The organism is Exiguobacterium sp. s192 (genome assembly GCF_018618795.1).
Lineage (GTDB): Bacteria > Bacillota > Bacilli > Exiguobacteriales > Exiguobacteriaceae > Exiguobacterium_A > Exiguobacterium_A undae.
This window is the reverse complement of the sequence record NZ_JACSMS010000001.1, coordinates 548,266-572,379: the sequence shown is the minus strand read 5'-3', so window position 1 is coordinate 572,379 and position 24,114 is coordinate 548,266. Positions and strand designations below refer to the sequence as shown.

Annotated in this window: 21 protein-coding genes and 1 tRNA gene; 11 read left to right on the top strand and 11 right to left on the bottom strand. The window is 45.7% G+C overall.

Annotation, left to right across the window (positions count from 1 at the left end; genetic code table 11):
* Positions 1-117 precede the first annotated feature (117 nt).
* Together KNP87_RS02930 and gltB are read right to left on the bottom strand one after the other, a co-directional pair.
* Positions 118-1,584 (bottom strand): glutamate synthase subunit beta, encoded by a 1,467-nt coding sequence (locus tag KNP87_RS02930; RefSeq protein WP_214720772.1) that lies wholly within the window; start codon positions 1,582-1,584, stop codon positions 118-120.
* Entirely contained in the window at positions 1,581-6,059 is a 4,479-nt protein-coding gene (gene gltB, locus KNP87_RS02925) for a glutamate synthase large subunit (protein ID WP_214720771.1), read from the bottom strand. Before gltB ends, KNP87_RS02930 begins: the two co-directional genes overlap by 4 nt.
* A 295-nt stretch (positions 6,060-6,354) precedes the next feature.
* Here gltB and KNP87_RS02920 point away from each other — a divergent pair, with 295 nt between their 5' ends.
* Positions 6,355-7,197 carry a transporter substrate-binding domain-containing protein gene (locus tag KNP87_RS02920; RefSeq protein WP_214720770.1) on the top strand — a complete coding sequence of 281 codons (843 nt, stop codon included), beginning with the start codon at positions 6,355-6,357 and terminating at the stop codon, positions 7,195-7,197.
* On the top strand, positions 7,194-7,880 hold the full coding sequence (locus tag KNP87_RS02915) for an amino acid ABC transporter permease (protein ID WP_214720769.1): 687 nt from the start codon (positions 7,194-7,196) through the stop codon (positions 7,878-7,880). Before KNP87_RS02920 ends, KNP87_RS02915 begins: the two co-directional genes overlap by 4 nt.
* A gap of 63 nt (positions 7,881-7,943) precedes the next feature.
* Here the strand turns inward: KNP87_RS02915 and KNP87_RS02910 are convergent, their stop codons facing one another.
* Positions 7,944-9,779, bottom strand: a complete 1,836-nt coding sequence (locus KNP87_RS02910) for a putative bifunctional diguanylate cyclase/phosphodiesterase (RefSeq protein ID WP_214720768.1) — start codon at positions 9,777-9,779, stop codon at positions 7,944-7,946.
* Between the two features lie 154 nt (positions 9,780-9,933).
* Between KNP87_RS02910 and KNP87_RS02905 the strand changes: the two genes are divergently transcribed.
* On the top strand, positions 9,934-10,563 hold the full coding sequence (locus KNP87_RS02905; RefSeq protein ID WP_214720767.1) for an FMN-dependent NADH-azoreductase: 630 nt from the start codon (positions 9,934-9,936) through the stop codon (positions 10,561-10,563).
* Here KNP87_RS02905 and KNP87_RS02900 read toward each other — a convergent pair.
* From KNP87_RS02900 to KNP87_RS02880, 5 genes are all read right to left on the bottom strand, one after another.
* Complete coding sequence (locus tag KNP87_RS02900; protein ID WP_214720766.1) at positions 10,560-11,435, bottom strand: helix-turn-helix domain-containing protein; 876 nt, start codon at positions 11,433-11,435, stop codon at positions 10,560-10,562. The two genes, KNP87_RS02905 and KNP87_RS02900, sit on opposite strands and share 4 nt — an antisense overlap.
* Positions 11,436-11,463: 28 nt before the next feature.
* Positions 11,464-12,339: a helix-turn-helix domain-containing protein gene (locus KNP87_RS02895; RefSeq protein ID WP_214720765.1), complete on the bottom strand. Its 876-nt coding sequence runs from the start codon at positions 12,337-12,339 to the stop codon at positions 11,464-11,466.
* A gap of 15 nt (positions 12,340-12,354) precedes the next feature.
* A complete protein-coding gene (locus tag KNP87_RS02890; protein WP_147367718.1) occupies positions 12,355-13,242 on the bottom strand; it encodes a helix-turn-helix domain-containing protein in 888 nt (295 codons plus the stop codon).
* 92 nt (positions 13,243-13,334) lie between these two features.
* Positions 13,335-13,405: transfer RNA gene (locus KNP87_RS02885), tRNA-Thr, on the bottom strand.
* A gap of 110 nt (positions 13,406-13,515) precedes the next feature.
* Positions 13,516-13,713 (bottom strand): hypothetical protein, encoded by a 198-nt coding sequence (locus KNP87_RS02880; RefSeq protein ID WP_012370601.1) that lies wholly within the window; start codon positions 13,711-13,713, stop codon positions 13,516-13,518.
* A gap of 150 nt (positions 13,714-13,863) precedes the next feature.
* Here KNP87_RS02880 and KNP87_RS02875 point away from each other — a divergent pair, with 150 nt between their 5' ends.
* Both KNP87_RS02875 and putP read left to right on the top strand, forming a co-directional pair.
* Entirely contained in the window at positions 13,864-15,042 is a 1,179-nt protein-coding gene (locus KNP87_RS02875) for a MalY/PatB family protein (protein WP_119923132.1), read from the top strand.
* Positions 15,043-15,382: 340 nt separating this feature from the next.
* Positions 15,383-16,855 (top strand): sodium/proline symporter PutP, encoded by a 1,473-nt coding sequence (gene putP, locus KNP87_RS02870; RefSeq protein ID WP_214720764.1) that lies wholly within the window; start codon positions 15,383-15,385, stop codon positions 16,853-16,855.
* A gap of 50 nt (positions 16,856-16,905) precedes the next feature.
* On the opposite strand, the gene KNP87_RS02865 is transcribed toward putP, so the two are convergent.
* Entirely contained in the window at positions 16,906-17,652 is a 747-nt protein-coding gene (locus tag KNP87_RS02865) for a class I SAM-dependent methyltransferase (RefSeq protein WP_353049348.1), read from the bottom strand.
* 93 nt (positions 17,653-17,745) lie between these two features.
* A complete protein-coding gene (locus KNP87_RS02860) occupies positions 17,746-18,060 on the bottom strand; it encodes a hypothetical protein (protein WP_012370605.1) in 315 nt (104 codons plus the stop codon).
* A gap of 228 nt (positions 18,061-18,288) precedes the next feature.
* Here KNP87_RS02860 and KNP87_RS02855 point away from each other — a divergent pair, with 228 nt between their 5' ends.
* The 3 genes from KNP87_RS02855 (at position 18,289) to KNP87_RS02845 (ending at position 20,012) form a co-directional block, all read left to right on the top strand.
* Positions 18,289-18,768 carry a GNAT family N-acetyltransferase gene (locus tag KNP87_RS02855; protein WP_214720762.1) on the top strand — a complete coding sequence of 160 codons (480 nt, stop codon included), beginning with the start codon at positions 18,289-18,291 and terminating at the stop codon, positions 18,766-18,768.
* A gap of 95 nt (positions 18,769-18,863) precedes the next feature.
* Entirely contained in the window at positions 18,864-19,562 is a 699-nt protein-coding gene (locus KNP87_RS02850) for a queuosine precursor transporter (RefSeq protein WP_214720761.1), read from the top strand.
* A 93-nt stretch (positions 19,563-19,655) separates the two neighbouring features.
* Positions 19,656-20,012 carry a PilZ domain-containing protein gene (locus KNP87_RS02845; RefSeq protein ID WP_214720760.1) on the top strand — a complete coding sequence of 119 codons (357 nt, stop codon included), beginning with the start codon at positions 19,656-19,658 and terminating at the stop codon, positions 20,010-20,012.
* Between the two features lie 208 nt (positions 20,013-20,220).
* On the opposite strand, the gene KNP87_RS02840 is transcribed toward KNP87_RS02845, so the two are convergent.
* A complete protein-coding gene (locus KNP87_RS02840) occupies positions 20,221-21,894 on the bottom strand; it encodes a glycoside hydrolase family 13 protein (RefSeq protein ID WP_214720759.1) in 1,674 nt (557 codons plus the stop codon).
* A 220-nt stretch (positions 21,895-22,114) separates the two neighbouring features.
* Between KNP87_RS02840 and KNP87_RS02835 the strand changes: the two genes are divergently transcribed.
* The 3 genes from KNP87_RS02835 to KNP87_RS02825 all read left to right on the top strand — a co-directional run bounded on the left by KNP87_RS02835 (position 22,115) and on the right by KNP87_RS02825 (position 24,079).
* A complete protein-coding gene (locus KNP87_RS02835) occupies positions 22,115-22,732 on the top strand; it encodes a hypothetical protein (RefSeq protein WP_214720758.1) in 618 nt (205 codons plus the stop codon).
* A gap of 76 nt (positions 22,733-22,808) precedes the next feature.
* Positions 22,809-23,603 (top strand): thymidylate synthase, encoded by a 795-nt coding sequence (locus tag KNP87_RS02830; RefSeq protein WP_214720757.1) that lies wholly within the window; start codon positions 22,809-22,811, stop codon positions 23,601-23,603.
* Positions 23,600-24,079 carry a dihydrofolate reductase gene (locus tag KNP87_RS02825; RefSeq protein WP_214720756.1) on the top strand — a complete coding sequence of 160 codons (480 nt, stop codon included), beginning with the start codon at positions 23,600-23,602 and terminating at the stop codon, positions 24,077-24,079. Before KNP87_RS02830 ends, KNP87_RS02825 begins: the two co-directional genes overlap by 4 nt.
* Positions 24,080-24,114: the final 35 nt, after the last annotated feature.

The following is a 24,114-nucleotide window of genomic DNA, read 5'->3' as shown; positions in this document are numbered from 1 at the left end:
GAGGACAGACCGGTTTATCCGATTTCTTTTTTTGGGATTGGCTGCGATTTCGGACATACAAAAAAATGTTCGATTCTCCAAACCCCGGAGTCTCGAACATTTTTGTTGTCACATCAATCAGCCGGTTTGCTGTAAAGCCCGTAAATGGTGCTCAACCGCTTCTGCAACCTCGCGCCCTTCGCGGATTGCCCAAACAATTAGTGATTGTCCCCGGCGGGCGTCGCCAGCGGCGAAGACCCCTTCCTGATTGGTTGCATAAGATGTTGTCTTAATTTTTCCATTGTGCGACTCTACTGCCAGATGACGCAAGACGTCTTGTTCGACACCACTAAACCCGATTGCGATCAACATCGTATCGACTGGAAAATATTTTTCGGTACCTGAAATCGCTTGAAATTCAATGCGACCGTCCGGATGTCGGATTTTTTCATTGTGAACCGTCCAAACACCGGTCAATTGCCCGGTTTCGCTGGTCGTGTACCGTTCGATGGCGATCAGATATTCCCGCGGGTCACGTCCAAATTGAGCAAGTGCTTCTTCATATCCGTAATCAAGTGTATAAAGATTCGGTGTATCCGGCCACATATTATCGGTGGCCCGAACCGTTCCCGGCATCTCGTGTTTCCCGAACTGAACGACCGAGCGGCAGCCTTGGCGAAGCGCCGTTGCGACGCAGTCAGCTCCCGTATCGCCGCCGCCAATGACGAGGACGTCTTTCCCCTGCATATCGTGCTGATCCTGAACGGGTTGACCGGTCAACAGCTGTCGCGTCACACTAGTCAAATAATCCATCGCATATCCGACACCACTTGTCGGGACATCCAAGAGTTTTCTTGGTTCAGTCGCTCCGACACAGAGGATGACGGCCTCGTAATCTGCTTTCAATTGATCGAGTGAGACATCGAGACCAATCGTCACTCCGGTTTTAAACAGGATGCCTTCCGTCTCAAGCAAGCGGACACGGCGGGCAACAACGTCTTTTGAGAGTTTCATGGCCGGAATCCCGTACGTCAATAACCCGCCGATTTGGTCTTCCCGTTCGAATACCGTCACCTGATGGCCCGCTTGGTTCAATTGATCTGCCGCTGCTAAGCCGGCAGGTCCTGAACCGACGATTGCAATCCGGTATTGACTTCTGACGGTCGGAATCCGGGGTTGTACCCACCCTTTCTCAAAACCGATGTCGATAATCGTCCGTTCAATGTGTTTGATCGAAACAGCCGGTTCATTGATCGAGAGGGTACACGATCCTTCGCACGGAGCCGGGCAGACCCGCCCCGTAAACTCCGGAAAATTATTGGTCTGTTGCAATCGGACGAGCGCTTCTTGGAAATTCCCTTGTTCCACAAGAAGGTTCCATTCCGGAATCAGATTGTAGACCGGGCACCCAATCTTGACTTGACCGTACGTCTCCCCGACATGGCAGAACGGAGTGCCGCAGTCCATGCACCGGCTGGCCTGAGTAGAGGCTTCCGCCTCCGAAAACCGTTCTTTGTATTCCTCGAAGTCACCGATGCGTTCACTGCTCGCCCGTTCAGTTCCAGACTTTCGGGGAACATGCATGAATTGATCTCGTCTGTTCATTGTTTCCCTCCTGTTCCACGTCCGATGTGCGTCTCAAATGCCAACAACATCGCTTCTTCTGTATTGTGTCCTTGTTGTGCATAGCCTGCCATTAAAGTCGTCACGGTTTGATACGTCGTCGGAATGACACGAATAAACGAGCTGAGGACGTGATCCCAGTTGGCAAGAATCGCATGACCTTGTTCACTGTTCGTCCGCGCAACGTGTCGTTCGATAAAGGTTTTGAGTCGGGTCGCTTCTTCCGGATCAGTGACCGCTCCCGTCGTCACGAGCTCCCGATTGACACGTGCTTGGAATCGCGCCATGTCTTTTGGCAAGACGTAGGCAACACCGCCCGACATTCCTGCCGCAAAATTCAATCCGACGTCTCCTAAAATGACGACACTTCCTCCCGTCATGTATTCCAAACCATGATTCCCGATTCCCTCGACGACTGCTGTTGCCCCGCTGTTCCGAACAGCAAACCGTTCCCCGGCCTGACCGTTGACATACAGTTCGCCGCTCGTCGCTCCGTAAAGTGCCACGTTGCCGATGATGACTTGATCTGACGAGACGTAACTTGATTTCGTCGGTGGTCGGACCGTAATGATTCCTCCAGACAACCCTTTGCCGACATAATCGTTGGCATCTCCGACGACATTCAAGGTCATGCCCCGGGGGACGTACGCACCTAAGCTTTGACCGGCCGATCCATTCAATTGGAGCGTCAACCGGTCCGACGGAAGTCCCATCGCCCCGTGCAGTCGGGTCAGGCGTGCGCCGGTATTCGTTCCGATTGCACGATCCGTATTGGTGACAGGGAACGTAAACGTTTGTGGCTCGGCAAAGGATTGATCGGATACCAGTGTTGCCAATTCTCGTCCGTCAAATGACGCCGTCACGTGATGCTGCTGAAATTCCTGTGTTGTCGCCGAATAGTCCGGCATGACGAACAGACGGGACAAGTCGAGACTCGACGCTTTCCAGTGCGACGTCAATCGGTCCGATGCCTGAAGCAAATCAGTCCGTCCGACTAAATCAGCCAAACGCCGAACGCCTAATTGCGCTAAATATTCCCGGACTTCTTCCGCGACGAATTCCATGAAATGTACGACGTGATCCGCCGATCCTGTAAATTTCTCGCGCAGTTTCGGATCTTGTGTCGCGACACCGACCGGACACGTATCGAGGTGACACGCCCGCATCATGATACAGCCGACGGCAATCAATGGTGCTGTCGCAAAGCCGTACTCGTTCGCCCCAAGCATTGCCGCAATGATGACATCACGTCCGGTCAACAGCTTGCCGTCGGTCTCCAGAACGACTCGTTCGCGCAGACCATTCAAGGCCAACGTCTGGTGCGTTTCAGCCAGCCCCAATTCCCACGGTAATCCCGTATGCTGGATACTCGTCTTCGGCGAAGCACCCGTTCCCCCATCGTGACCACTGATGACGATGACATCAGCCAATCCTTTTGCGACACCTGCGGCTATCGTACCGACACCACCTTTGGCAACCAACTTGACACTGATCCGTGCTTCATCATTGGCTCGTTTTAAATCATGGATCAGTTGTGCCAGATCCTCGATTGAATATATATCATGGTGCGGCGGTGGTGAAATCAACCCTACACCCGGTGTCGATGCTCGGACACGGGCAATCCACGGGTAGACTTTTTCACCCGGCAACTGTCCGCCTTCGCCCGGTTTTGCACCTTGGGCCACCTTGATTTGCAGTTCATCGGCATGAACGAGGTAATGACTGGTCACACCAAATCGTCCGGACGCAATCTGTTTGATACGGCTCATCCGTGAATCCCCGTTTTCATCCAACTGATAACGTTCTTCCTCCTCGCCGCCTTCACCGCTGTTGCTTTTCCCGCCCAAACGGTTCATGGCAATCGCCAACGTCTCATGGGCTTCTTTTGATAAAGAACCGTAAGACATGGCTCCTGTCTTAAAGTACTTCACGATTTCACTGACCGGTTCGACTTCTTCCAGCGGAATCGGCGTTGTCTCCTGAAAGGTCATCAAATGACGTAAAAACGTCGCCGGCTCTGCTTGAATCCGGGCCGAATAGGTTTTAAACAGCTCATATCGTCCAGTCCGACAAGCATGTTGCAACAGATGAATCGTCGCCGGATTGAAGGCATGGTGTTCCCCGTCATGCCGGTAGCGGAATACACTGCCCGACTCGAGGTGTGTCCGTTTGATACCTTCTTCATGTTGGCGAACCGCTTCTTCTTCAATCAAGGCAAGCGAAAGACCACCCAATTGTGAGACCGTTCCCGTGAAGTAGCGATCAATGACTTGCTCGGAAATGCCGATTGCTTCAAAGATTTGGGCACCACGGTAACTGAAGACCGTCGAAATCCCCATCTTGGACATGACCTTGACGACGCCTTCCGTCACGGCAGCCCGGTAACGCTCTTCGTAATCCGTCATCGTTTCCGGCACGGCATCCTGTAAGGTCGCATAGACCAGGTATGGGTGAACGGCATCCGCCCCGTATCCGATCAACGCTGCAAAATGATGGACTTCACGGACTTCTCCGCTTTCGATGATCAAACTGACCTTTGTTCGTAATCCTTCCCGGATCAAGTGATGATGGACGGCACTTGTCACAAGAAGCATCGGCATCGGTACTGCCCCCGACCGTACGTTCCGGTCGGAGAGAATCAGCAGTTCACAGCCTCCCTGGACAGCATGGACTGCTTGTTCCAGCAACGTTTCCAGTGCTTCTTCGAGCGAACCTTCAAATAATGTCGACAGTGTTCTCGAAACCAGTTTGGTTTGTTTTAAGGCCGCTCCTTCCGACGGGATGAGGATCGGGGAAGCGAGTCGAATCCGGCGGCAATTCCGACGGTTCGGGGTCAACAGTTCCCCCTGCTGACCTAACCACGTCATCGTCGAGGTGACGATTTGTTCGCGCAACGCATCGATCGGCGGATTCGTCACTTGGGCAAACAACTGTTTAAAATACCGGAACAGCGATTGTGGACGTTCACTTAAGACGGCTAATGGGATATCCGTCCCCATCGCTCCGAGCGGATCTTTTTTCTCCTCGACCAAAGGAATCAAATACTGATCGATATCTTCTCGGGTATAGCCGAACAAACGCTGTAATGTCCCGAGGTTCACGACATCCTCTCTTGGAACGTCTCCCGGCAACGTCACCAACTCTTCCGCCAACCATTCCGCATACGGATGACGCATGGCGAGTTCCCGTTTGACTTCTTCATCGGACATCAATTGACCGGAAGCAAAATCAAGCAACAGCAACTCACCCGGAACAAGTCGTTTCTTGAACAGGATGTCATGTTCTGGGATCGGGAGGACACCTGATTCAGAAGACAACATGAAGTGTCCGTCCCGCATCATCATATACCGTGCCGGCCGCAATCCATTTCGGTCAAGTGTCGCCCCAATTTGTTTTCCGTTCGTGAATACAATGGCCGAGGGACCATCCCAAGGTTCCATCATCGTACTGTGGTATTCGTAATACGCACGTTTCGCCGGTCGGACCTCTCCATGCTCAAATGGTTCAGGTACCAGCATCAACGCTGTTTCGGCCAACGTCAGTCCCGACAAATATAAAAACTCAAACGCATTATCAAGCATCGACGAATCACTGCCTGATTCATCGAGGATCGGCAAGACATCTTTGGCTCGGCGCCCATACGTCGTTTTTGCCAAGTTATTTTCCCGGCTCCGCATCGCCCGGATATTTCCTTGTAACGTATTGATTTCTCCGTTGTGGATCAAATAGCGGTTCGGATGGGCCCGTTTCCAACTCGGAAATGTATTCGTGCTGAATCTGGAGTGGACGATGGCAAAACCAGATTGATACCGTTCATCCTGTAAATCATCAAAATACTGGCCGAGTTGATCCGTTGTGACAAGTCCTTTATAGACAATCGTTTCACTTGAGCTGCTCAGCACGTACTGTTCAATCCCAAGTCGTTCTGCTTCTCGTTCGAACAACCGGCGGATCAAAAACAGCGTGCGTTCGAACGCCAACCCTTCGACCTTTTTTGCCTCGATGAAACATTGACGAATGACGGGTTCTGTCTGACGGGCTTTTTCACCGATGACTGTATTCGAGACAGGAACGGTTCTCCATTCGATCAACCGTTGCCCTTCTGATAAAATGATCGATTCCAAAGCGCGTTCCAGTCGCTGACGTAAACGATCCTCCCGTGGAAGAAACATCATCATGACCCCATAGTCCCCGCTAGGTGGCAGGCTGACATTCCGAAGAGCTTGACGGAATAAACGATCCGGCAGTTGCGTCAGGATGCCTGCTCCGTCTCCTGTTTTCGCATCGCTCCCTTGACCGCCCCGATGTTCCATCTGACACAACATGTTTAAGGCATTTTGAACGATTTCGTGACTCGCTCGTCCCGTCCGATGAGCATAAACACCGATTCCACACGCATCGTGTTCCTGTTTCGGATCATAAAGTCCTTGCCGTTGCGGCATCTGATGAAATGACATATTACCACGCTCCTACCATTCTAAATTTTCTGTATATTCAGTTAAAATATACTTTACACCCTTTTATGTTTATTCGCTACCATGTATATTTTTAAATTATTCTTTCAAAAATGCGTTGATGAATGTGACATCAGTTATGATAACGCTTACATATAGATGAATAATTTCCTTATATTTCTTTTCGACAAAAAATAATTTTCAGTCGGTATTCTTTTTTGCGCCAATTGATTCTTCCATGGTATTTTTAAATAGAAAGTAACTTACCTCTGCTTGTAGGAAAAGGAGAAATTAAACGATGAAAAACTCTGTAAAATGGACGGGGCTCTTGATTGCAGGAACCACCCTGTTCCTCGGTGCGTGTGGTCAAGAGGAAAAACAGCTGACCGCATACGATAAAATTCAAAAAGACGGAACATTAACGGTCGCGACGGCCGGTACTTTATATCCGACTTCATTTCATGAAGAAAAAAATAATAAATTGACCGGCTTTGATGTCGAGGTCGTCAAGGAAGTCGCTAAACGACTAGATTTGAAGGTCGAATTTAAGGAAATGTCGTTTGACGGAATGTTGACAAGTGTGAATACCGGTCAAGTTGATTTGGCCGCCAATGATATCACCATCACGGAAGAACGAAAAGGAAAGTTCGCCTTTTCTAAACCATACAAATATACGTATGGAACAGCCATCGTCCGTAAAAGTGATCTTTCCGGCATCAAATCACTCGAGGATTTGAAAGGTAAAAAAGCTGCCGGTGAAGCCACGACGACGTATATGCAAATCGCAAAACAATACGGAGCCAAAGAAATCACGTATGACAATGCAACGAATGACCAGTATTTGCGTGATGTCTCAAACGGTCGGACGGATGTCATCTTAAATGATTATTATCTCCAAAGCCTGGCAATCGATTTCTTCAAGGACTTTGATATTACGATTCACCCTGATATTGCCTACAATCCGAGCCAAGTCGGTCTCATCATGGATCTGGACAACAAAGAATTACAATCAAACATCAATGCGCAAATCGATGAGATGAAAAAAGATGGAACACTCGCTAAATTATCTAAAACCTTTTATGCCGACAAAGACGTTTCAAAAATGCCTGATGTCAAAACGACGATCGTCGATGTGAATTGATTAGTTTCGATACGATTGAATGGCGGTCCGTCTTTAATCCCGAATTAGCGGTCGATGCCTTCCCTTACATCTTGGGGGGACTTGGTCACACGCTCTGGATTTCACTGCTCAGCATGGTGATTGGTCTTGGACTCGGCCTATTGCTCGCTTTGGCCCGGTTATCAACGTCTCGGTTGTTACGTATCGTTGCCACGCTCTACATTTCATTCATGCGGGGCGTACCGATCTTAGTCTTACTCTTCATGCTTTATTTTGGACTGCCGGTCATTAACATCCAACTGGACGCCCTCACGGCTGCCGTTGCCGGATTCAGCCTAAACAGTGCCGCTTATATGGCAGAAATCATCCGCTCTTCGCTCTTGTCGGTCGATCGTGGTCAACGGGAGGCTGCTCAATCCTTAGGACTCTCACGCTACCGGGTGTTTGCGGGGATCATTTTACCGCAAGCCGTCCGACTGGCCATCCCGCCGTTATCAAACGTCTTGCTCGATTTGGTTAAAGCCTCTTCTCTGGCTGCCATGATTACGGTTCCTGAGATTTTCCAACGTGCCAAAATCGTCGGTGGACGTGAGTTTGATTATATGACCGTTTATTTTGTCATTGCGTTCATTTACTGGGGCATTTGTGCCGTCATCGCTGCCGGACAAGAAATGCTCGAACGCCGTTTCGCACGGTACCTGTAATCCAAAAAGCTCAACTGCTTTTCTTAAACGCCTAGTGACGTTCAAGAAAACAGTTGAGCTTTTTTAAGCATGTCGATCGAGCAACGGCTCGATATATAACGCCTCCAACGGTTTGTGGAACAAATAACCTTGAAGCGTGTGGCACCCTAACTGCTGCAACAACTCCGCTTCCGCTGTCATTTCGACGCCTTCTGCGACAATCGTCATATCCAGACGTTTTCCCAGTTGGATAATCATTTCGACGATGGCGCGTTTTTCTTCTGAATCGATGGCTTCTTGAACAATTTCTTTCGGAATTTTCAATTGATCAAACGGCAGTTTGACGAGTGTCTGCATCGATGAGAATCCGGTTCCGAAATCGTCCAGGGCAATTCGGATGCCGTGTCGATGTAATTCATTTAATGTATCGATGATCTGCATCGTCCCCTCGACGAAGATATGTTCCGTCATTTCAATTTCCAGCAACTGAGGAGGAAATCCCGTATCCGTTAAGATTTCAAGAACCTTTTCCGTAAAATCCGGCTGACGTAATTGCCAAGGGGATACATTAACGGCAATCGTAATCGGTTTTCGACCGTGTTCGAGCCAATGTTTTCCTTGTAAACAGGCTTTACGCATCACCCATCCGCCAAGTGTTTCAATAAATCGTGTCCGCTCTGCAAGCGGAATGAATTCGAGCGGCGAAATGAGACCATACTTCGGATGATTCCAGCGGACGAGCGCCTCCGCTCCCGTAATCCGATGACTGCTCGCTCCGACCTGCGGCTGAAATAATACAAAAAAGTCTCGATCGAGTTCAGCATCATATAAGTCACGCGTCAATTGCATCGCCCGCTTGCGTTGATTTTGGGTCGCTTGATCCGTGATGGCAAATGTGTTTTTTCGATTGGATTTAGCGGTAAACAACGCGATTTCTGCATCGTTGATCACATGATCAATGGATTCTCCATTCACAAAGGATACACCGATACTCGCTGTTAAATTGATTTGTTTAAAGTCGATTTGGACGCGCTCCGAGATACTGGATAAAATCTCATCGCATAATCCTTGTGCCGAATGATGCGCGTCTGCATGCAATAGAAATGCACTGCCACTCGCTTTCGCCACAATACAATCTGAAAACCGCGTCATCAATCGACTCCCGATGACATGAAGGGCACGATCTCCTGTTCGGTAACCAAATGCATCATTAACCGTTTTGAAATCGTCGAGATCAATCAAACAAATCAGGTCTCCTGACGTTGCCCTTTTTTCCGTTTCGATCACAAAAAAAGAGCGGTTCGCAAGTTCCGTGACCGGATCAAAAAAAGCTTGTTCCTTCAAGCGGGTCAAATAATCAATATTCCGTTCGAGTCGTGTCACGTATTGTGTATGAATCAATAAACTGATTAATGTCGCAATCAAAATCAAGCCGATGCGGGCGATGTGATCCGTCGCCGTAAATACAGACGTTCCTGATGGTGCCTCGAGCCAGATATACAGTAAGGATAAAATACTGATGCCGGTCGCATACAGCAACATCGTCCGATTGATGACGACGAGTGACGTCAATAAAAATAACAGCGATGCTGCCCAGACTGTTTGTGCACCACTCTCGATATAAGGGTAATTGATGAAGGGAATCAACAAGAATACACTCGACATGACGTGTGGTTTCAACTGGTCCGACAGATTACTTTTTCCAATCAAAAGCTGAACCAATCCGACAATGAAAATTAAACCCGCCCGCCAACCATCAGACCATTCAAGCCCTGATCGGCTTAAAGCACTAGAGAAGACGTATAAAGCGGAACCGCAACTGGTCAATACAAAGATGATCATTCCGAATAGTCGGTAATTCGCCTTCACTTCACGATGATAGTGAAGATTTGCTGATGAAGGTTGATCGTGCACCTTCATATCATCCCCTCTTTTCCGTTTCTTCCTCCTCTCTTTTTCCTTATCCAGCTGGAATTAAAACCTAAATCCTCCACGAAACTGGTCGCTTGGGTGACGTCTAAGGAGTGTCTCTTTCGGGTAATTCAATACTAAAGAATGAAAGGAGTGCCATCCTATGAGCCGTTTATTATTTATCGAAGCCAATGACAGCACCCATCAATCAAAAGGTATCAGTTCACAGATGAACGAAACGTTTCTGTCCAGTTACCGGACACATCACCCGGAAGATGAGATTGTCGTCTTAAATCTATTCGAAGAACGCCTGCCTTTTTTTGACCTGAAACTCGCCACATCTGCGGCAAAACTGTTTCGGGGGGAATCTCTCGACGCTGAAGAAAGTATCCCGGTTGAAAAGCTGCAAGAGTACTTGACCGGTTTTCTCGAATCGGATAAAATCGTTTTTTCTTTCCCGATGTGGAATTTGACCGTTCCTGCCCCGCTCCATAATTATATGGATTACTTGGCACAGGCCGGTCAGACGTTCCGTTATACGTCTGAAGGTTCTGTTGGACTCGTAACGGGAAAACATGTCTTGTTGCTCCATTCACGTGGCGGTGATTACTCAACACCTGACAAAGTCAGCTCGGATCATGCCGTCCGCTACATGATTGACATTCTTCGCTTTTTTGGAATCGAAGATGTCGAATCGGTAATTCTTGAAGGTCATCAACAATATCCGAACCGGGCCGATGAACTCATAAAAAATGCCCTCTCTGCTTGCGAGAAGGCCGGGCAACGATTTTAAAATTTATACAACAAAAATTCTTCATGACTGTCGATGACAAGCTGTTCGTAACTTGGCATTTCAAAAGCTTTAAACAGACTATAGGACAGTGTAAAATCTCTTTTGATATCTTGAAGAGCACCGTTTGTTTTTTTCGTGAAGTAGCCACGTTGATAATAAAAATGTCCTAAAAACGAAGCATCATCTAAGGCTAAGCTTTCCTGAATCCCGGCAGCTACTACTCGAAGACCTTTTTCGTAATTTTGTTGGAATGACAGTTGTTGAGCATGATTATAAATAATTTTGATTCTCATTTTTTTTAATTCAATCGTATCGTAGTTCAAATTTAATATTTCTTCATACACACTTTCCGAATGAATAAATTGTTTATTTTCAAAATAAAAATTAGCCATTGCCATTTTTATGCGCAGATACATTTGCGGAGATTCAAACCACACTTCTTCCGTATCCGTCAAATGTGCCAATTGTGAGATACTGGATCGAAAATCAACTTTTTTGGTCCGCTCTCCACTGATGATTTTAAAGTATTCTAGTAAAAGAAGAATTTCCTTGTTTGTGGACTGGCTTTTTATTTCTTCGATTTGATCTAGCAATTCTTCAAATTGCTGATTTCTCAACAATCCTGTAAGAAGCCGGTCACATTCACGGAACTGCTCACTTTTATATTGATCACGGAACAGCATTGACATCGGGACTCTTAAACGCTTGGCAATTTGTTGCAATAAGTCAATTGTCGGCGAATTACGTCCATTCTCAATCTTACTGATTTCTGCTTGACTGCAAATTCCCTGACACAGATCTGCTTGCGTCATTCTTTTTCCTTTACGAATTCGTTTGATTTCATTTCCAATCGATACCGGTAGTGAATTCATTAACTGTCTCCCTTAACAAAAAGCCTTATCAAAATTTAAACAACAAATAATCAGTTCTTCCTGTTTCAACAATTTCTACGTAACGTTCAAGATTTAGTGCGGCAAATAAAGAATAAGATAATGAGTAATCTTCTTTTACAGTTTCCATCTCATAATCTAACTTTTCCTTGAAATTAGCTCGTTGATAATAAAAATGGCCCGAAAACGAAGAATTTTTGCGGATGATACTCTCATCAATTCCAAGTTCAGTGACTTTTAATCCTTCTTTATAATCACCTTGAAAAAACAATTGTTGCGCATGATTATATAAAATTTTTAAGCGCAAATGTTTCAGTTCTTCGGTTTCAAAATCCATTTTTAATAATTCTTCATAGATTTTTCTCGAGTGTACATATTGTTGATTCAAATAGTAATAATTAGCAATTGCTAATTTAATACGCAAATACATTATTGGAGACTCGTACCATACTTCTTCATTGTCAGCTACGAACGACAATTGTGAGATACAGGATCGATAATCTAGAGACTTTTTTCCTTCTAATGCAATCAACTCAAAATATCTTGCCAATAAATGAATTGAAGAATAGAGTGGCAAATCCACAGTTTTTTTGGCAAATTCTATTACTTCATCATATTGTTCATCACGAAAAAGTTTTGTGAATTTATGGTCATATTCCCGAAAGATCATCGATTGAGTGTCTTCTTCGAATAATTGTAGAACAGAAACGTTTAATCGCTGGGCAATTTTTTGAATCATATCTATTGTCGCGGACACTTTACCTTGCTCAATTTTACTCAGCTCCGCTTGACTACAGATATCTTTGCATACTTCTTTTTGAGTGAGGTTTTTTTCAAGGCGAATTTGCCTCAAATGGTATCCGATTGAAGTAGAAAGTGGAATCATTTTGAACAGTCCTTTTTATTCTGTTTTAGTAATACTCGAAAAAAGGAATTTTTTTTTGACATCTTTTACAATATCAGCATACCGAAACATTTGAAAAGCACTAAACAACTCATACGCCATCATATAACTTTGACAAGTATTTGCTTCCAATCCATACAATTCCTCAAAAAATTCTCCCTTTTGATAATAAAGATGTGCCATGTAAGAAAAATTATGGAGATGCACACTTAATTGAATTCCTTCTTGAGTGACAGTAAGTCCTTTATCAAATTTACCAACTTTAAAAAGTAACTTTGCATGATTGTAAATAATTTTTAGTTGTTGTGTTCTCATCTCTATATCATTTCTAAAATCTAGGTCTTCCAAATCAGCATATATTTTTTCCGCTTGTTTGTAATCGAAATTTTCTGCATATAAAATTGCAAGCGCCATTTTTATTCGTAGATATAGTCCTGGACTTTCAAACTTGAGTTCACCTTCTTCAGTTAATCGAGATAATTTAACGGATGTTGTCCGATAATCAAATTTATCCATTCGATAATCACTAATGATACGATAATATTCGAGCAACAACGTCGTCTCACTCGAAATACTATCGGATTTTTGAACTTCATATTTTTGAATTTGATCATAATGGCCTTCTCGTGTTAGTTTTAGCAGCATATGATCAAAACGATTAAACGTTTCGATTTCTGCTTTATTTTCCAATAAATTAGAAATAGGCACCTCTAACCGTTCAGCAATCTGCTGCAACAAATCCACTGTCGGTGAATTTCGTCCATTTTCAATCTTACTGATTTCTGCCTGACTACAGATTCCCCGGCATAATTCAGATTGTGTCCAATTCCGCTCTTGCCGGATCCGCTTGATTTCGTTGCCAATCGAAATGTTTAATGAATTCATCGATTTCTCCTTCAAGGTCAGTTCCTGTTCCAAACGAAAACAGGTCCTCCGTTCAAGTGATTGACTTGTGACGGAAGACCTGTTTATTTTGATGCTTCCGGCGAGAATCGAACTCGCACTGCAGCATTACCATTGCTGAGGTCTGCCATTAACCTACGGAAGCCTGTTTTTTCTAATATTAGTATAACGTATCCGTTTCCCAATTTCAACTTTTTCAAAAAAATAGAAAAGAACAGTCACAGGAAATCTTATTTCCCATAACTGCTCCTGCGATTAAAGGACTGTTTTGGTTAATGAGTTATCAAAAACAATCAACACAGAATAATGTTCATCCGCTTTCGACGCAACGAATGTCGAGAATTTGAGTGTGATGATCGAATTTGACCCGACACCATTTTCCTCAAAGAATTGGTTCAGTCGTTCTTCGAGCTCTTCCGGTGATCGTCCTACTAACACTTTAGAATGTAACATAAAATCCACCCCGTCCTTTTTTTTGTGTACGATATTGAGTTTTCCCAACGTTCTTCCGTTTAAAACCTTTATTTTTCGAACTTGCCGAAATGAAGCCCGTTCGGTACTGTGAAGACAGTAGCAATTCTATTTCGAAAGGAATGAAGACAGATGCAAGAATACTCCTTTGATGAAGTGTTGGAGAAAAGAAAAACCGGATCCGCCAAATGGGACGGGCTGGAACAATTATTTGGATCCGATCAATTGATTCCGATGTGGGTCGCCGACATGGATGTCCGTCCGGCCGACTCCATCACAAAAGCCTTGACGAAACGGGCAGCAAGCGGACATTTCGGATATTCCTTATTTGAAGACGAGGCGAAGTCTGCCATTCAGCAATGGTTTGTAAAGCGGTACGATCAGCCGGTCGACCCGTCGACGATTCTTTATTCGAGTGGTGTTGTGCCGGCACTGGCGCACAGTGTATTGGCATTGACCGAGGAACAGGATGAAATCATCATTCAAACGCCGGTCTATCCGCCGTTTCACCATGTCGTGCAAGCAAACAACCGTAAACTGATCGAAAACCCTCTTCGATTGGTGGACAATCGATACAAAATCGATTTTTTACTGCTCGAACAACAAATGAAAACTGCTCGTATGATCATTTTATGTAATCCTCATAATCCGACGGGGCGTGTCTTCAGCCGGTCCGAGTTGGAGCAAATCATTACGCTGGCGAAGCGGCACGACGTTTATGTCTTATCTGATGAGATCCATGCCGATTTGATTTTTTCCGGATCGACCCATCATCCGATTCTCGCTTTTGATTATGAACAGGTGGTTTTAGTCAGCGCGCCCTCAAAAACCTTTAACATCCCCGGGCTGTATGCTTCTTATTTGATCGTCCCCAATGCAGAGACGCGGGGAAAAATCGAACAAGTGCAACAAGCACACTTTGTGCATCCGAACGCCTTCGCGGCAACAGCCATCGTTGCGGCCTATACGGATCCAGACAGCGAACGATGGCTAAAAGAATTACTTCTTTACCTGGAAGCCAACCGGGATCATGCGGTGCACCGGATCCAATCTGAAATGCCCCGCTTGACGGTCATTGCACCGGAAGCGACGTTTTTACTGTGGATCGATTGTCACGCTTTGCCGTTTGACGCACCGGAGCGTGCCGACTGGCTGGTCGAGCAGGCCGGATTAGCCTTAACACACGGTCAACCCTTCGGAGAAAACGCACTTGCATTTGAACGTTTGAACTTCGGTTGCCCCCGCAGCCAACTCGACGAAGCCCTCAACCGCCTTCGTGTTGCCTATGACAAGCTTGTTTTTACCGATTAATCTATTGCGAGACGACAACCTTCTCAGGGCAGTCGTCTCGCGTTTTTTTTGCATTGAATAAAAATCAAATTTTTTATTATACCTTTTTTAGCAACACCCTTCATTTCGATTCCCTTTCCATTTGACGACATTTTCATGACCGAATTTTGAAAATTAGAACTTTACGAGGGACGGAAAGTGTCCCTATCCCTTGATAGATGAGGGCTGAAGCCACTTTTGGCGAGATTGTGAAGACTTGCTTTGTTGTTTTGGACCCTGTAAGGTGGGGAACAAATCGATTGTGCTTATTTGACAGATGAATGAACAGCGCAAAAAAAAGATTATTGGAGGCTTTATTGTTATGACGCAAGAATGGATTTCAATCAGCTTGTATCTGGTCATGATGCTTGCCATCGGCTACATTGCCTACAAGCGAACGACAAACACAGAAGATTATATGTTAGGTGGTCGGGATTTAGGACCCGGTGTCACGGCACTATCCGCCGGAGCATCCGACATGAGTGGTTGGATGTTGATGGGGTTACCCGGAGCGATGTATGCGACCGGCGTATCCGCTTTATGGCTCGCCTTAGGTTTATTGATCGGGTGTTACGTGAACTATTTGATCCTTGCCCCACGTTTTCGTCTTTATACGGAAATGGCAAATGATTCGATTACGATTCCTGACTTTTTAGAAAATCGTTTCAAAGATACGTCACGTGTCTTACGGACTGTTTCTGCAGTCGTTATTATCGTTTTCTTCACGTTTTACACTTCAGCTGGTATCGTATCCGGCGGTAAATTGTTTGAAAGCTCATTTGGCTTTGACTATCACTATGGTATGCTCTTGACGATTGCGGTCGTTGTCGCCTACACGTTGTTTGGCGGTTTTCTCGCAGTCAGTTGGACCGACTTCGTCCAGGGTTGTATCATGTTCATCGCTCTCGTGCTTGTACCGATTGTTGCTTTGACAGATGTCGGCGGTATCGATGGGGCGTACAGCTACGCAGAAAACTTAGATCCGACATTATTTGATCCATTAAAAGGAACAACTTTCCTCGGAATCATCGGATTCCTCGCTTGGGGACTCGGCTACTTCGGACAACCCCACATCATCGTCCGCTTTATGGCCATTCGTTCGGTCAAAGATTTGAAAAAAGCACGTCGGATCGGAATTGGTTGGATGTTCATCTCGATTCTCGGTGCCATGATGACAGGACTGGTCGGAATTGCTTACTTTGAGGGACAAGGAAACGGTCTCGGCGACCCAGAAACCGTCTTCATCCGTTTTTCTGACGTCTTATTCCACCCGTATATCACAGGATTCTTGATGGCAGCGATTTTGGCAGCAATCATGTCAACGATTTCGTCACAGCTCCTCGTCACATCAAGTGCCTTGACAGAAGATTTTTATAAAACATTCTTAAATAAAAAAGCGACGGATAAACAGTTGGTCTTGACTGGACGAATTGCCGTCTTAGTGATCGCCGTCATAGGTTCCGTTTTAGCCTGGAATCCGTCAGCGACCATCTTGTCACTGGTTGGTTATGCCTGGGCTGGTTTCGGTTCAGCATTCGGTCCGATCATTCTGCTTTCACTTTACTGGAAACGAATGACGAAACAAGGTGCGCTTGCCGGTATGTTGTCAGGTGCCATTACGGTCATCGTCTGGGTCCAACTTGGCCTCAGTACGACGCTGTATGAAATGGTCCCCGGATTCTTTACAAGCTTACTCTTTACCGTCGTCGTCAGTCTGTTAACGAAGCAACCGGTTGAATCGGTTCAAGACAAGTTTGACGATATGGAAGAAGAACTAAAAGAAGCTATTGAATAACTGATGTTCCTTAAAAAGCTCTTCGCAGATTGCGAAGAGCTTTTTTGATCCTATAATTCAATGACCCCGTAATGAAGCTTTGATGATTTTCGTTTGATTCGTACAAAAGCGAACCGTTCAAACAGTTCGCTTTCAAAATGCGCTTTTAAGACGATGCGTTGACGTGCCACACGCTTGGCTTCCTTCATTACCTGTTCTGTCAACGTCTCATAATTCGCCAGCTGTCGTAATCCATCCAGATGAATGGATTCCGAGACGGTTTTTTCAAACATCGGATCAAAATAAATCACATCAACCGACTTGCTTGGAGACCGTTCTAGAAAAGTGAGATGATCCAGTTGTTGCACCTCGATGCGCCGCATCGCCTCAACAATCGGTAAATAGCCCTCCACCCATTGCTGTAACCCTTCGCGCACGATCAGAGCGGTCGCCGCCTTACTTTCTATCCCGGTCACCTGACCCGATGGTCCGACCGCATGGCTCATGACAATCGCATCCGCCCCGAGTCCCAATGTACAATCAAGAACCGTCATGCCTTCCGTCAACCGGGCGATCGCAATCAATGGATCATGTCCGTTCGCATCAAATTGTTTGATGCGGAAGACGGCACTGGACGGATGAAAGAAAAATGAACTTTCCGCTCCGGTCGGATAATACTCCAGACGGTTTTTATCGACGACGAGGACAGGACAGTGATACATTTCCTGAAGCGCATGCAGACTCAGCTTTTTCCGTGCAACGATTTGAAATTCCATGTCCTGTTCCGTTTCAGCCAAGTGCTGTAATCGGATTCGCACGTCCTCTGTTGGTCTGAGACATGTTGTTAATACAATCTGTTCTTTGGTCAAAACGATTCACTCCCAGAAAAAAATAAGCTAGCCTGCGCTAGCTTATTTCTTTTTCTTCAATAACCCTTCGATGTCTTCGATGAGTGCTTTTTTTGAAATCAAGTCTTCTTGCTTTTCTTGTTCGACTTTTGCGTCAACAGTCGTCCGTTGTAACAATGCCTGTAACGTTTCATCGATGCTTGATTTCAGGTGATCACGATCTTCTTTGTTTAATGCGAGATCGTGACGAACTTCATCACCTTGTTCATCCAGTTGGCGTAACCGTTCCGTCAATTGTTTCGCTTCCCGATTTAAATCTGAATATAAACGTTCAATTTGCTCTAGGCGTAATTTAATGCCATCCCGTTCAGTGAACACATTTCCCAACCCCTTCCAGTATACAGATGTCTACATCATTACTTTACCATATCCACCGCTAAATAAAACAATCACAATCCGTTTACAACTTGGTTATTTCGTATGTCGAGTGTCTTTCTTCCTTTCATCTTCCTTTCGTATTCCATTCCAGCTATCTTTTGCAATTTCTTTCCTGAAGTCGCTATAATGAATGAGCAGATTGAATTGCGATCAGAGGAGGACAACGTCATGGATTTAAAACGTCGAACGCTGCGTCACGTCGACCAGATTGAATTCGAACATTTCTTAAAATACGGCGAACAGGCGTATGGATTATCCCGCCAGGAAATTCAAGGTTATGATCATGAACTCGGGGTTGAACGTGCTTTTGATTCTGTTGAACACAGTTATTCGGAAGACTTTTACTTCGATATTCTTGTCGACAATCAATTGGCAGGCCGGATCCTCTTGTTGAAGATGGGACATTACTTTCAGCTGGACTTGATGATTTTTGATTCCTTCAGTGGGCGGGGTTACGGTACAAAAGCCGTTCAACTTGCATTGCAAGAGTCCGGTGTACTCGATATTTATGAAGTACGTGCACGTGTCTTACCCACGTCACCCCATAAAGAGATTGCTTGTCACATCCTTACGACCAACGGATTTATACAACAAGAACACTATTTTAGTAAGGGACGCCGCAAGCGTTATTCGCTTCAACGCCCTTGATGTTAAGCCGACGCCTACTGACGTCGGCTTTTTTTGACAGATGTTAAAAAAGAGCGTAGAATTTTTCTTTGTATGAATCAGAAAGGAGTATGCACATGAATGAATGGTTATGGTTTCCTTCCATCTTAATTACGATGGGATTGTTATTGCTCAGTTACCGTCTGTTCGGTAAAACCGGTCTGTTGATGTGGATTGCCATCGCAACGATCATTGCAAATATTCAAGTCACCCAACAAGTCGAACTTTATTCTTATATTTTCACATTAGGTAATGTCGTTTATGGCAGTTGCTACTTGGCGACCGATATCTTAAATGAAAAATACGGCAAAAAGGTGGCGCGTCAGGGCGTGTACATGGGGTTCTTCTCCTTGATCACGACAACTCTTTTAATGCAGTACAGCTTACTGTATACCCCGCTCAATGATGCCTTGGCTGACGATATGTCGAATTCCTTGCATCTTTTGTTCGGTTTGCTGCCTTGGATTGCATTTGGCAGTTTATCCGCATATCTTGTTTCCCAATTGTTCGATGTGTTCATCTACTCTAAAATCCGCCAAAAGACGGGCGAAAAGAAACTTTGGTTACGTACGACTGGCTCAACGGTCTTAAGTCAGTTAATCGATACGTTGACGTTCTGCGCCATCGCTTTTCATAATTTACCGTTTGAGATTTGGTGGCAGATTTTTGTAACGACCTATCTTGCGAAGTTCGTCATCGCTTGGGTCGCGACACCATTCATGTATGTTGCCAAACGAATTCATCCGACGGCTTCTGCAAAAGATGCAGCGGCTTAAGTGCTCCATCATTTGATTTGTTGCTTCCTCCTTAAATTTCGTCTAGAAGAAAATGCGTTTTTGACGGATAATGGAAAATAGGAGGTGGTCTTCTTGAAAATCAAACGAAATGAGTCGTTTCGTTACCAATTCACCGAACCCATCACGGGTGAATTTTACCTTGTCAAAGAAGGGCGCCGGACACCCGCTGGATTAATGAAAATCCATAACATTTCTCCGAGCGGCATCGCCATTGCAACCCCTTTGAAGCTCCCGCTCACTCGCTCCACTTCGATTGTCGTCGAATTTTCCTTACTCAGCGGGACAGAACCACTTAAATTGACCGGACGCATTTTGCATGAAAAAATGGTCGCGGCACAACGTCTGTACGGTTTACATCTCGATACGACAAAAGAAGAGCAACAACAAATCATTGAGGCAATCAAACAAATTGTCAGGCAGGCACAGTAAACTCAACCTCGTTAGTCGTCTTAATCAAACATTTAGGCAAGGAGGCGGATCTTCAAGGTCTGCCTCCTTTCCTTCGATTTTCAACGCCCTCTCGTACGGTAGACGTTGATCAAAACAAACAAGCCCGCTTTCTTGCCCTCGACGGACAGAAAAGCGGGCTTTGTCATTCACCAAAGTGACGATGTAACGTCGCTCGGATCATCGTTTCTTAATGATGGGTCCGGTAAACAATCGCTTCATATGGACGGAGCGTCAGCTGCTCGTCCGTCACATTTGGTGCATCGTTGTAATTTCCGATGACTCGATCGGAAGAATCGTGTGTTACCGGCACGATTGTGTCTTCCGTCGCAAACGAACAGTAGATATACCAAGTCTGATTTTCGTATGTTCGTGTATACGCATAGACATGCGGCGCGTCTTCTAAAATCAAGGCATATTCTCCGTAGACGATTAAATCATGTTGATGCCGTAATGCAATCAGTTGTTTGTAATAATAGAAAATCGAGTCAGGATCCTGTAAAGCCTTTTCAACATTGATGGTTGGATAGTTTGGATTCACCTTCAGCCAAGGCGTTCCTGTCGTGAATCCCCCATGCTCAGTCGCATCCCATTGAATCGGTGTCCGCGCATTGTCGCGCCCTTTTACATGAATCGACCGGAGGAGTTCCGCCGGTGAAGCTCCTTGTTCTGTCCGTTCTTTCCACATGTTCCGAATTTCAATGTCTTCGTACTCCTCAATCGATTCGAACGCAACATTCGTCATCCCGATTTCTTCGCCTTGATAGATGTACGGTGTTCCTTTCAACAAATGAAGTAATGTCGCTAACATTTTAGCCGATTCGACCCGATACGTCGTATCCTCTCCAAATCGACTGACGACGCGTGGTTGGTCATGGTTGTTCCAGTATAATGAGTTCCACCCTTTTTCATGTAAAGCGACTTGCCACTTCGTGAAATTCTGCTTCAGTTTCTGCAGATCAAACGGTTGGACGTCCCATTTTCCGCCTGGACCGGAATCCAAGTCCATGTGTTCAAACGTAAAGACCATGTTGACTTCTTTTCGTGCCGGATCGGTATACAGAATCGCGTCTTCCGTCGTTGCCCCCGGCATTTCTCCGACAGTCAACACATCATAATTACCAAACGAGGCATCGTTCATCTCTTTCAGGAATTCGTGAATCCGTGGACCATTGATGTAGTGTTGACCCCCTTCTCCGTACAACGCACCGGGAGGAACGGTCGCATCCGGCAGACCCGGTGTTTTCGAAATCAAATTGATGACGTCCATTCGGAAACCGTCAATGCCACGATCTAACCATCGTGTAATCATCTGGTACACTTCTTGGCGCAGCTTTTCGTTTTCCCAGTTTAAATCAGGTTGTTTTTTCGAGAACAAGTGTAAGTAATATTCGTTTGTCGCTTCATCCAATTCCCACGCCGGACCCGAAAAAATCGAGCCCCAGTTGTTTGGTAACGTCCCGTCTTCATGAGCACTTCTCCAAATGTAGTAATCGCGGTACGGGTTATCCTTACTTTTCCGGGACTCCGCGAACCAGGCATGCTCGTCGGAAGAATGGTTGACGACGAGGTCCATCACGATTTTAATGCCGCGTTCATGCGCTTGATCCAACAGACGGTCAAAGTCCGCCATCGTTCCGAATTCATCCATGATGGCTTCATAATCCCGAATGTCATACCCGTTATCATCATTCGGTGAGTCGTAGACCGGACTCAGCCAGATGACATCAATCCCGAGTTCTTTTAAGTAATCGAGTTTTTCAATGATTCCGACCAGATCCCCGATACCGTCTCCATTGGAATCATTAAAGCTGCGTGGATAAATTTGATAAACTACACTGTCATGCCACCATTTACGTTCCATTGATTGATCGACTCCCTTGTGAACGATTAATGCAAGCGATTGCATTTATTTTTAAAAGCGCTTCCATTTATTTCATCGACATCGTATCACGAACAACGTAACGAGAACAAGGAGATTCCCTCATTTCCATACGGTATACTGAACATATACCTAAAGTGGCGAGTGACGTTTGAATCCCTGCCATTGAGGAAAAATGATTGAAGAAGGGAGGCGTGCCGTTATGTACCGCCGTTATTTATTATTTCTTGTTTGGGCCATCGCCATCGTATTTATTGTCGTCTTCGGAAATAACCGAGTCTTCCCTGATGGTTTCCTGTTCTCGTTTTTACGTTTTGATCAAAGCCAATTTGATACATCCGCTCTGAGCTTATTTACGTTACTCGGCATTTATCCGGCTGCCTTTTTTATGCTCTTTTTAGACGAAAAACGTTTCTTGAAGCCTTCCCCGATGTTAGCGAGTTTTGGTGCTTTCGTATTAGGCTCTTTTATCTTGATGCCGTATTTGGCACTGGCGATTCCACGAAAAACATTTTTGCCGTTTCGTCGTCGAAAATTCATTCCCTATCTCGTCGCTGTTCTCGCCATTTTGTCGGCAGTCGTCATTTGGCTGGCACTCGCCCGGTCCGATTGGTCGATTTTCCAAATCTATTTCATGACCAATCAGTTCGTACGCACGATGACCGTCGATCTCGTGATGTTCTACATCTTGCAGTTGTTCATGCTACACCGGATTCGAATTCGACAAAATCATCGGCTCGGTTGGCGGGACGTCGTTCCGTTGTTTGGTCTGTTCAGTTATTTGTTCCGGCGTCATCTTCCGACCTCATCCGAAGTTTGATTCCCTCCAACCGGTTGATTCCCCCCAATGGATTCGGCTACAATAGGAAGATAGCTTTTATAGGGGGATTGTATTCATGAAACAGTACCATCAACTTTGCCATGAAATCTTAACGAACGGCGTCAAAAAAGAAGACCGTACGGGAACCGGGACGACCAGTATTTTTGGTCATCAGATGCGGTTCCCTTTGCAGGATGGATTTCCAATGGTGACGACGAAAAAATTACATATGAAGTCGATCATCCATGAGTTGATTTGGTTCATTTCCGGTGACACCAACATTGCATATCTACAAGAAAACGGCGTCCGGATTTGGAACGAGTGGGCCGACGAAGACGGGAATCTCGGACCGGTTTATGGTGCGCAGTGGCGTTCCTTCCCGAAACCGGATGGATCGACGGTCGATCAGTTGGCTGATGTCATCGAGCAAATTAAGACGAATCCCGATTCACGTCGTCTGATTGTCAGTGCCTGGAATCCCGGTCAATTAGAAGAGATGGCCTTGCCACCCTGTCATCTGCTGTTTCAATTTTATGTCGCGAACGGAAAGTTGTCGTGCCAGCTGTACCAACGGTCTGCTGATGTCTTTTTAGGTGTTCCGTTTAACATCGCCTCTTACGCTTTGCTGACGCACATGATTGCTCATGTCTGTAAGCTTGAGGTCGGGGATTTCGTGCATACGTTAGGGGATGCGCATATTTATTCGAATCATCTCGATCAAGTAAACCTTCAATTGAGCCGAACACCAAAACCGTTGCCGACGATTCGCTTCGCTCGAGATGTCGAACGAATTGAAGATTTTACGTTCGACGACATCATCATCGAAGGGTATGATCCAGACCCGCACATCAAAGGAGTCGTCGCTGTATGATTTCACATATCGTTGCCTATTCAACAAATCGGGTCATCGGTCGTGATAACGACATGCCTTGGCATCTCCCGGCCGATTTGGCACACTTTAAAAAAACGACGTACGGTAAGCCCGTCATCATGGGACGAAAAACGTTTCTCTCGATCGGACGTCCGTTACCGGGACGTGAGAACATCGTCATCACCCGAGACCCTGATTTCCATGCAGACGGCGTGACCGTCTGGCATGATTTAAAGCTGCTTGATGCGTACGTCGAGACGGATGAAGAAGTGTTTTTGATCGGGGGCGGTGAACTGTTTCATCAAACGTTGTCACGTGCGGGTCGGATCTATGCGACGGAAATCGATGCCGTCATCGAAGGAGACGTCTACTACCCGCCGCTGCCGGACACGTTTAAGCTGACAGAAAAAACGTCATACGCTAAAGATGATCAAAATCCGTTTTCGTTCGTCATTAATCGTTACGACCGGACATGACGTACGATACAAAAAGAATCCAGACTCCTGTTCTC

Excerpts from the sequence above, each read along its gene's own strand:
- KNP87_RS02850 (WP_214720761.1), top strand. The coding sequence starts at position 18,864 with ATGAATGAATGGTTATGGTTTCCTTCCATCTTAATTACGATGGGATTG.
- KNP87_RS02875 (WP_119923132.1), top strand. The coding sequence starts at position 13,864 with ATGCAAGAATACTCCTTTGATGAAGTGTTGGAGAAAAGAAAAACCGGA.
- KNP87_RS02890 (WP_147367718.1), bottom strand. The coding sequence starts at position 13,242 with ATGAATTCATTAAACATTTCGATTGGCAACGAAATCAAGCGGATCCGG.
- KNP87_RS02825 (WP_214720756.1), top strand. The coding sequence starts at position 23,600 with ATGATTTCACATATCGTTGCCTATTCAACAAATCGGGTCATCGGTCGT.
- KNP87_RS02930 (WP_214720772.1), bottom strand. The coding sequence starts at position 1,584 with ATGAACAGACGAGATCAATTCATGCATGTTCCCCGAAAGTCTGGAACT.
- KNP87_RS02840 (WP_214720759.1), bottom strand. The coding sequence starts at position 21,894 with ATGGAACGTAAATGGTGGCATGACAGTGTAGTTTATCAAATTTATCCA.
- KNP87_RS02900 (WP_214720766.1), bottom strand. The coding sequence starts at position 11,435 with ATGAATTCACTACCGGTATCGATTGGAAATGAAATCAAACGAATTCGT.
- KNP87_RS02905 (WP_214720767.1), top strand. The coding sequence starts at position 9,934 with ATGAGCCGTTTATTATTTATCGAAGCCAATGACAGCACCCATCAATCA.
- KNP87_RS02835 (WP_214720758.1), top strand. The coding sequence starts at position 22,115 with ATGTACCGCCGTTATTTATTATTTCTTGTTTGGGCCATCGCCATCGTA.
- KNP87_RS02855 (WP_214720762.1), top strand. The coding sequence starts at position 18,289 with ATGGATTTAAAACGTCGAACGCTGCGTCACGTCGACCAGATTGAATTC.
- KNP87_RS02880 (WP_012370601.1), bottom strand. The coding sequence starts at position 13,713 with ATGTTACATTCTAAAGTGTTAGTAGGACGATCACCGGAAGAGCTCGAA.
- KNP87_RS02910 (WP_214720768.1), bottom strand. The coding sequence starts at position 9,779 with ATGAAGGTGCACGATCAACCTTCATCAGCAAATCTTCACTATCATCGT.
- KNP87_RS02895 (WP_214720765.1), bottom strand. The coding sequence starts at position 12,339 with ATGATTCCACTTTCTACTTCAATCGGATACCATTTGAGGCAAATTCGC.
- putP (WP_214720764.1), top strand. The coding sequence starts at position 15,383 with ATGACGCAAGAATGGATTTCAATCAGCTTGTATCTGGTCATGATGCTT.
- gltB (WP_214720771.1), bottom strand. The coding sequence starts at position 6,059 with ATGTCATTTCATCAGATGCCGCAACGGCAAGGACTTTATGATCCGAAA.
- KNP87_RS02920 (WP_214720770.1), top strand. The coding sequence starts at position 6,355 with ATGAAAAACTCTGTAAAATGGACGGGGCTCTTGATTGCAGGAACCACC.
- KNP87_RS02830 (WP_214720757.1), top strand. The coding sequence starts at position 22,809 with ATGAAACAGTACCATCAACTTTGCCATGAAATCTTAACGAACGGCGTC.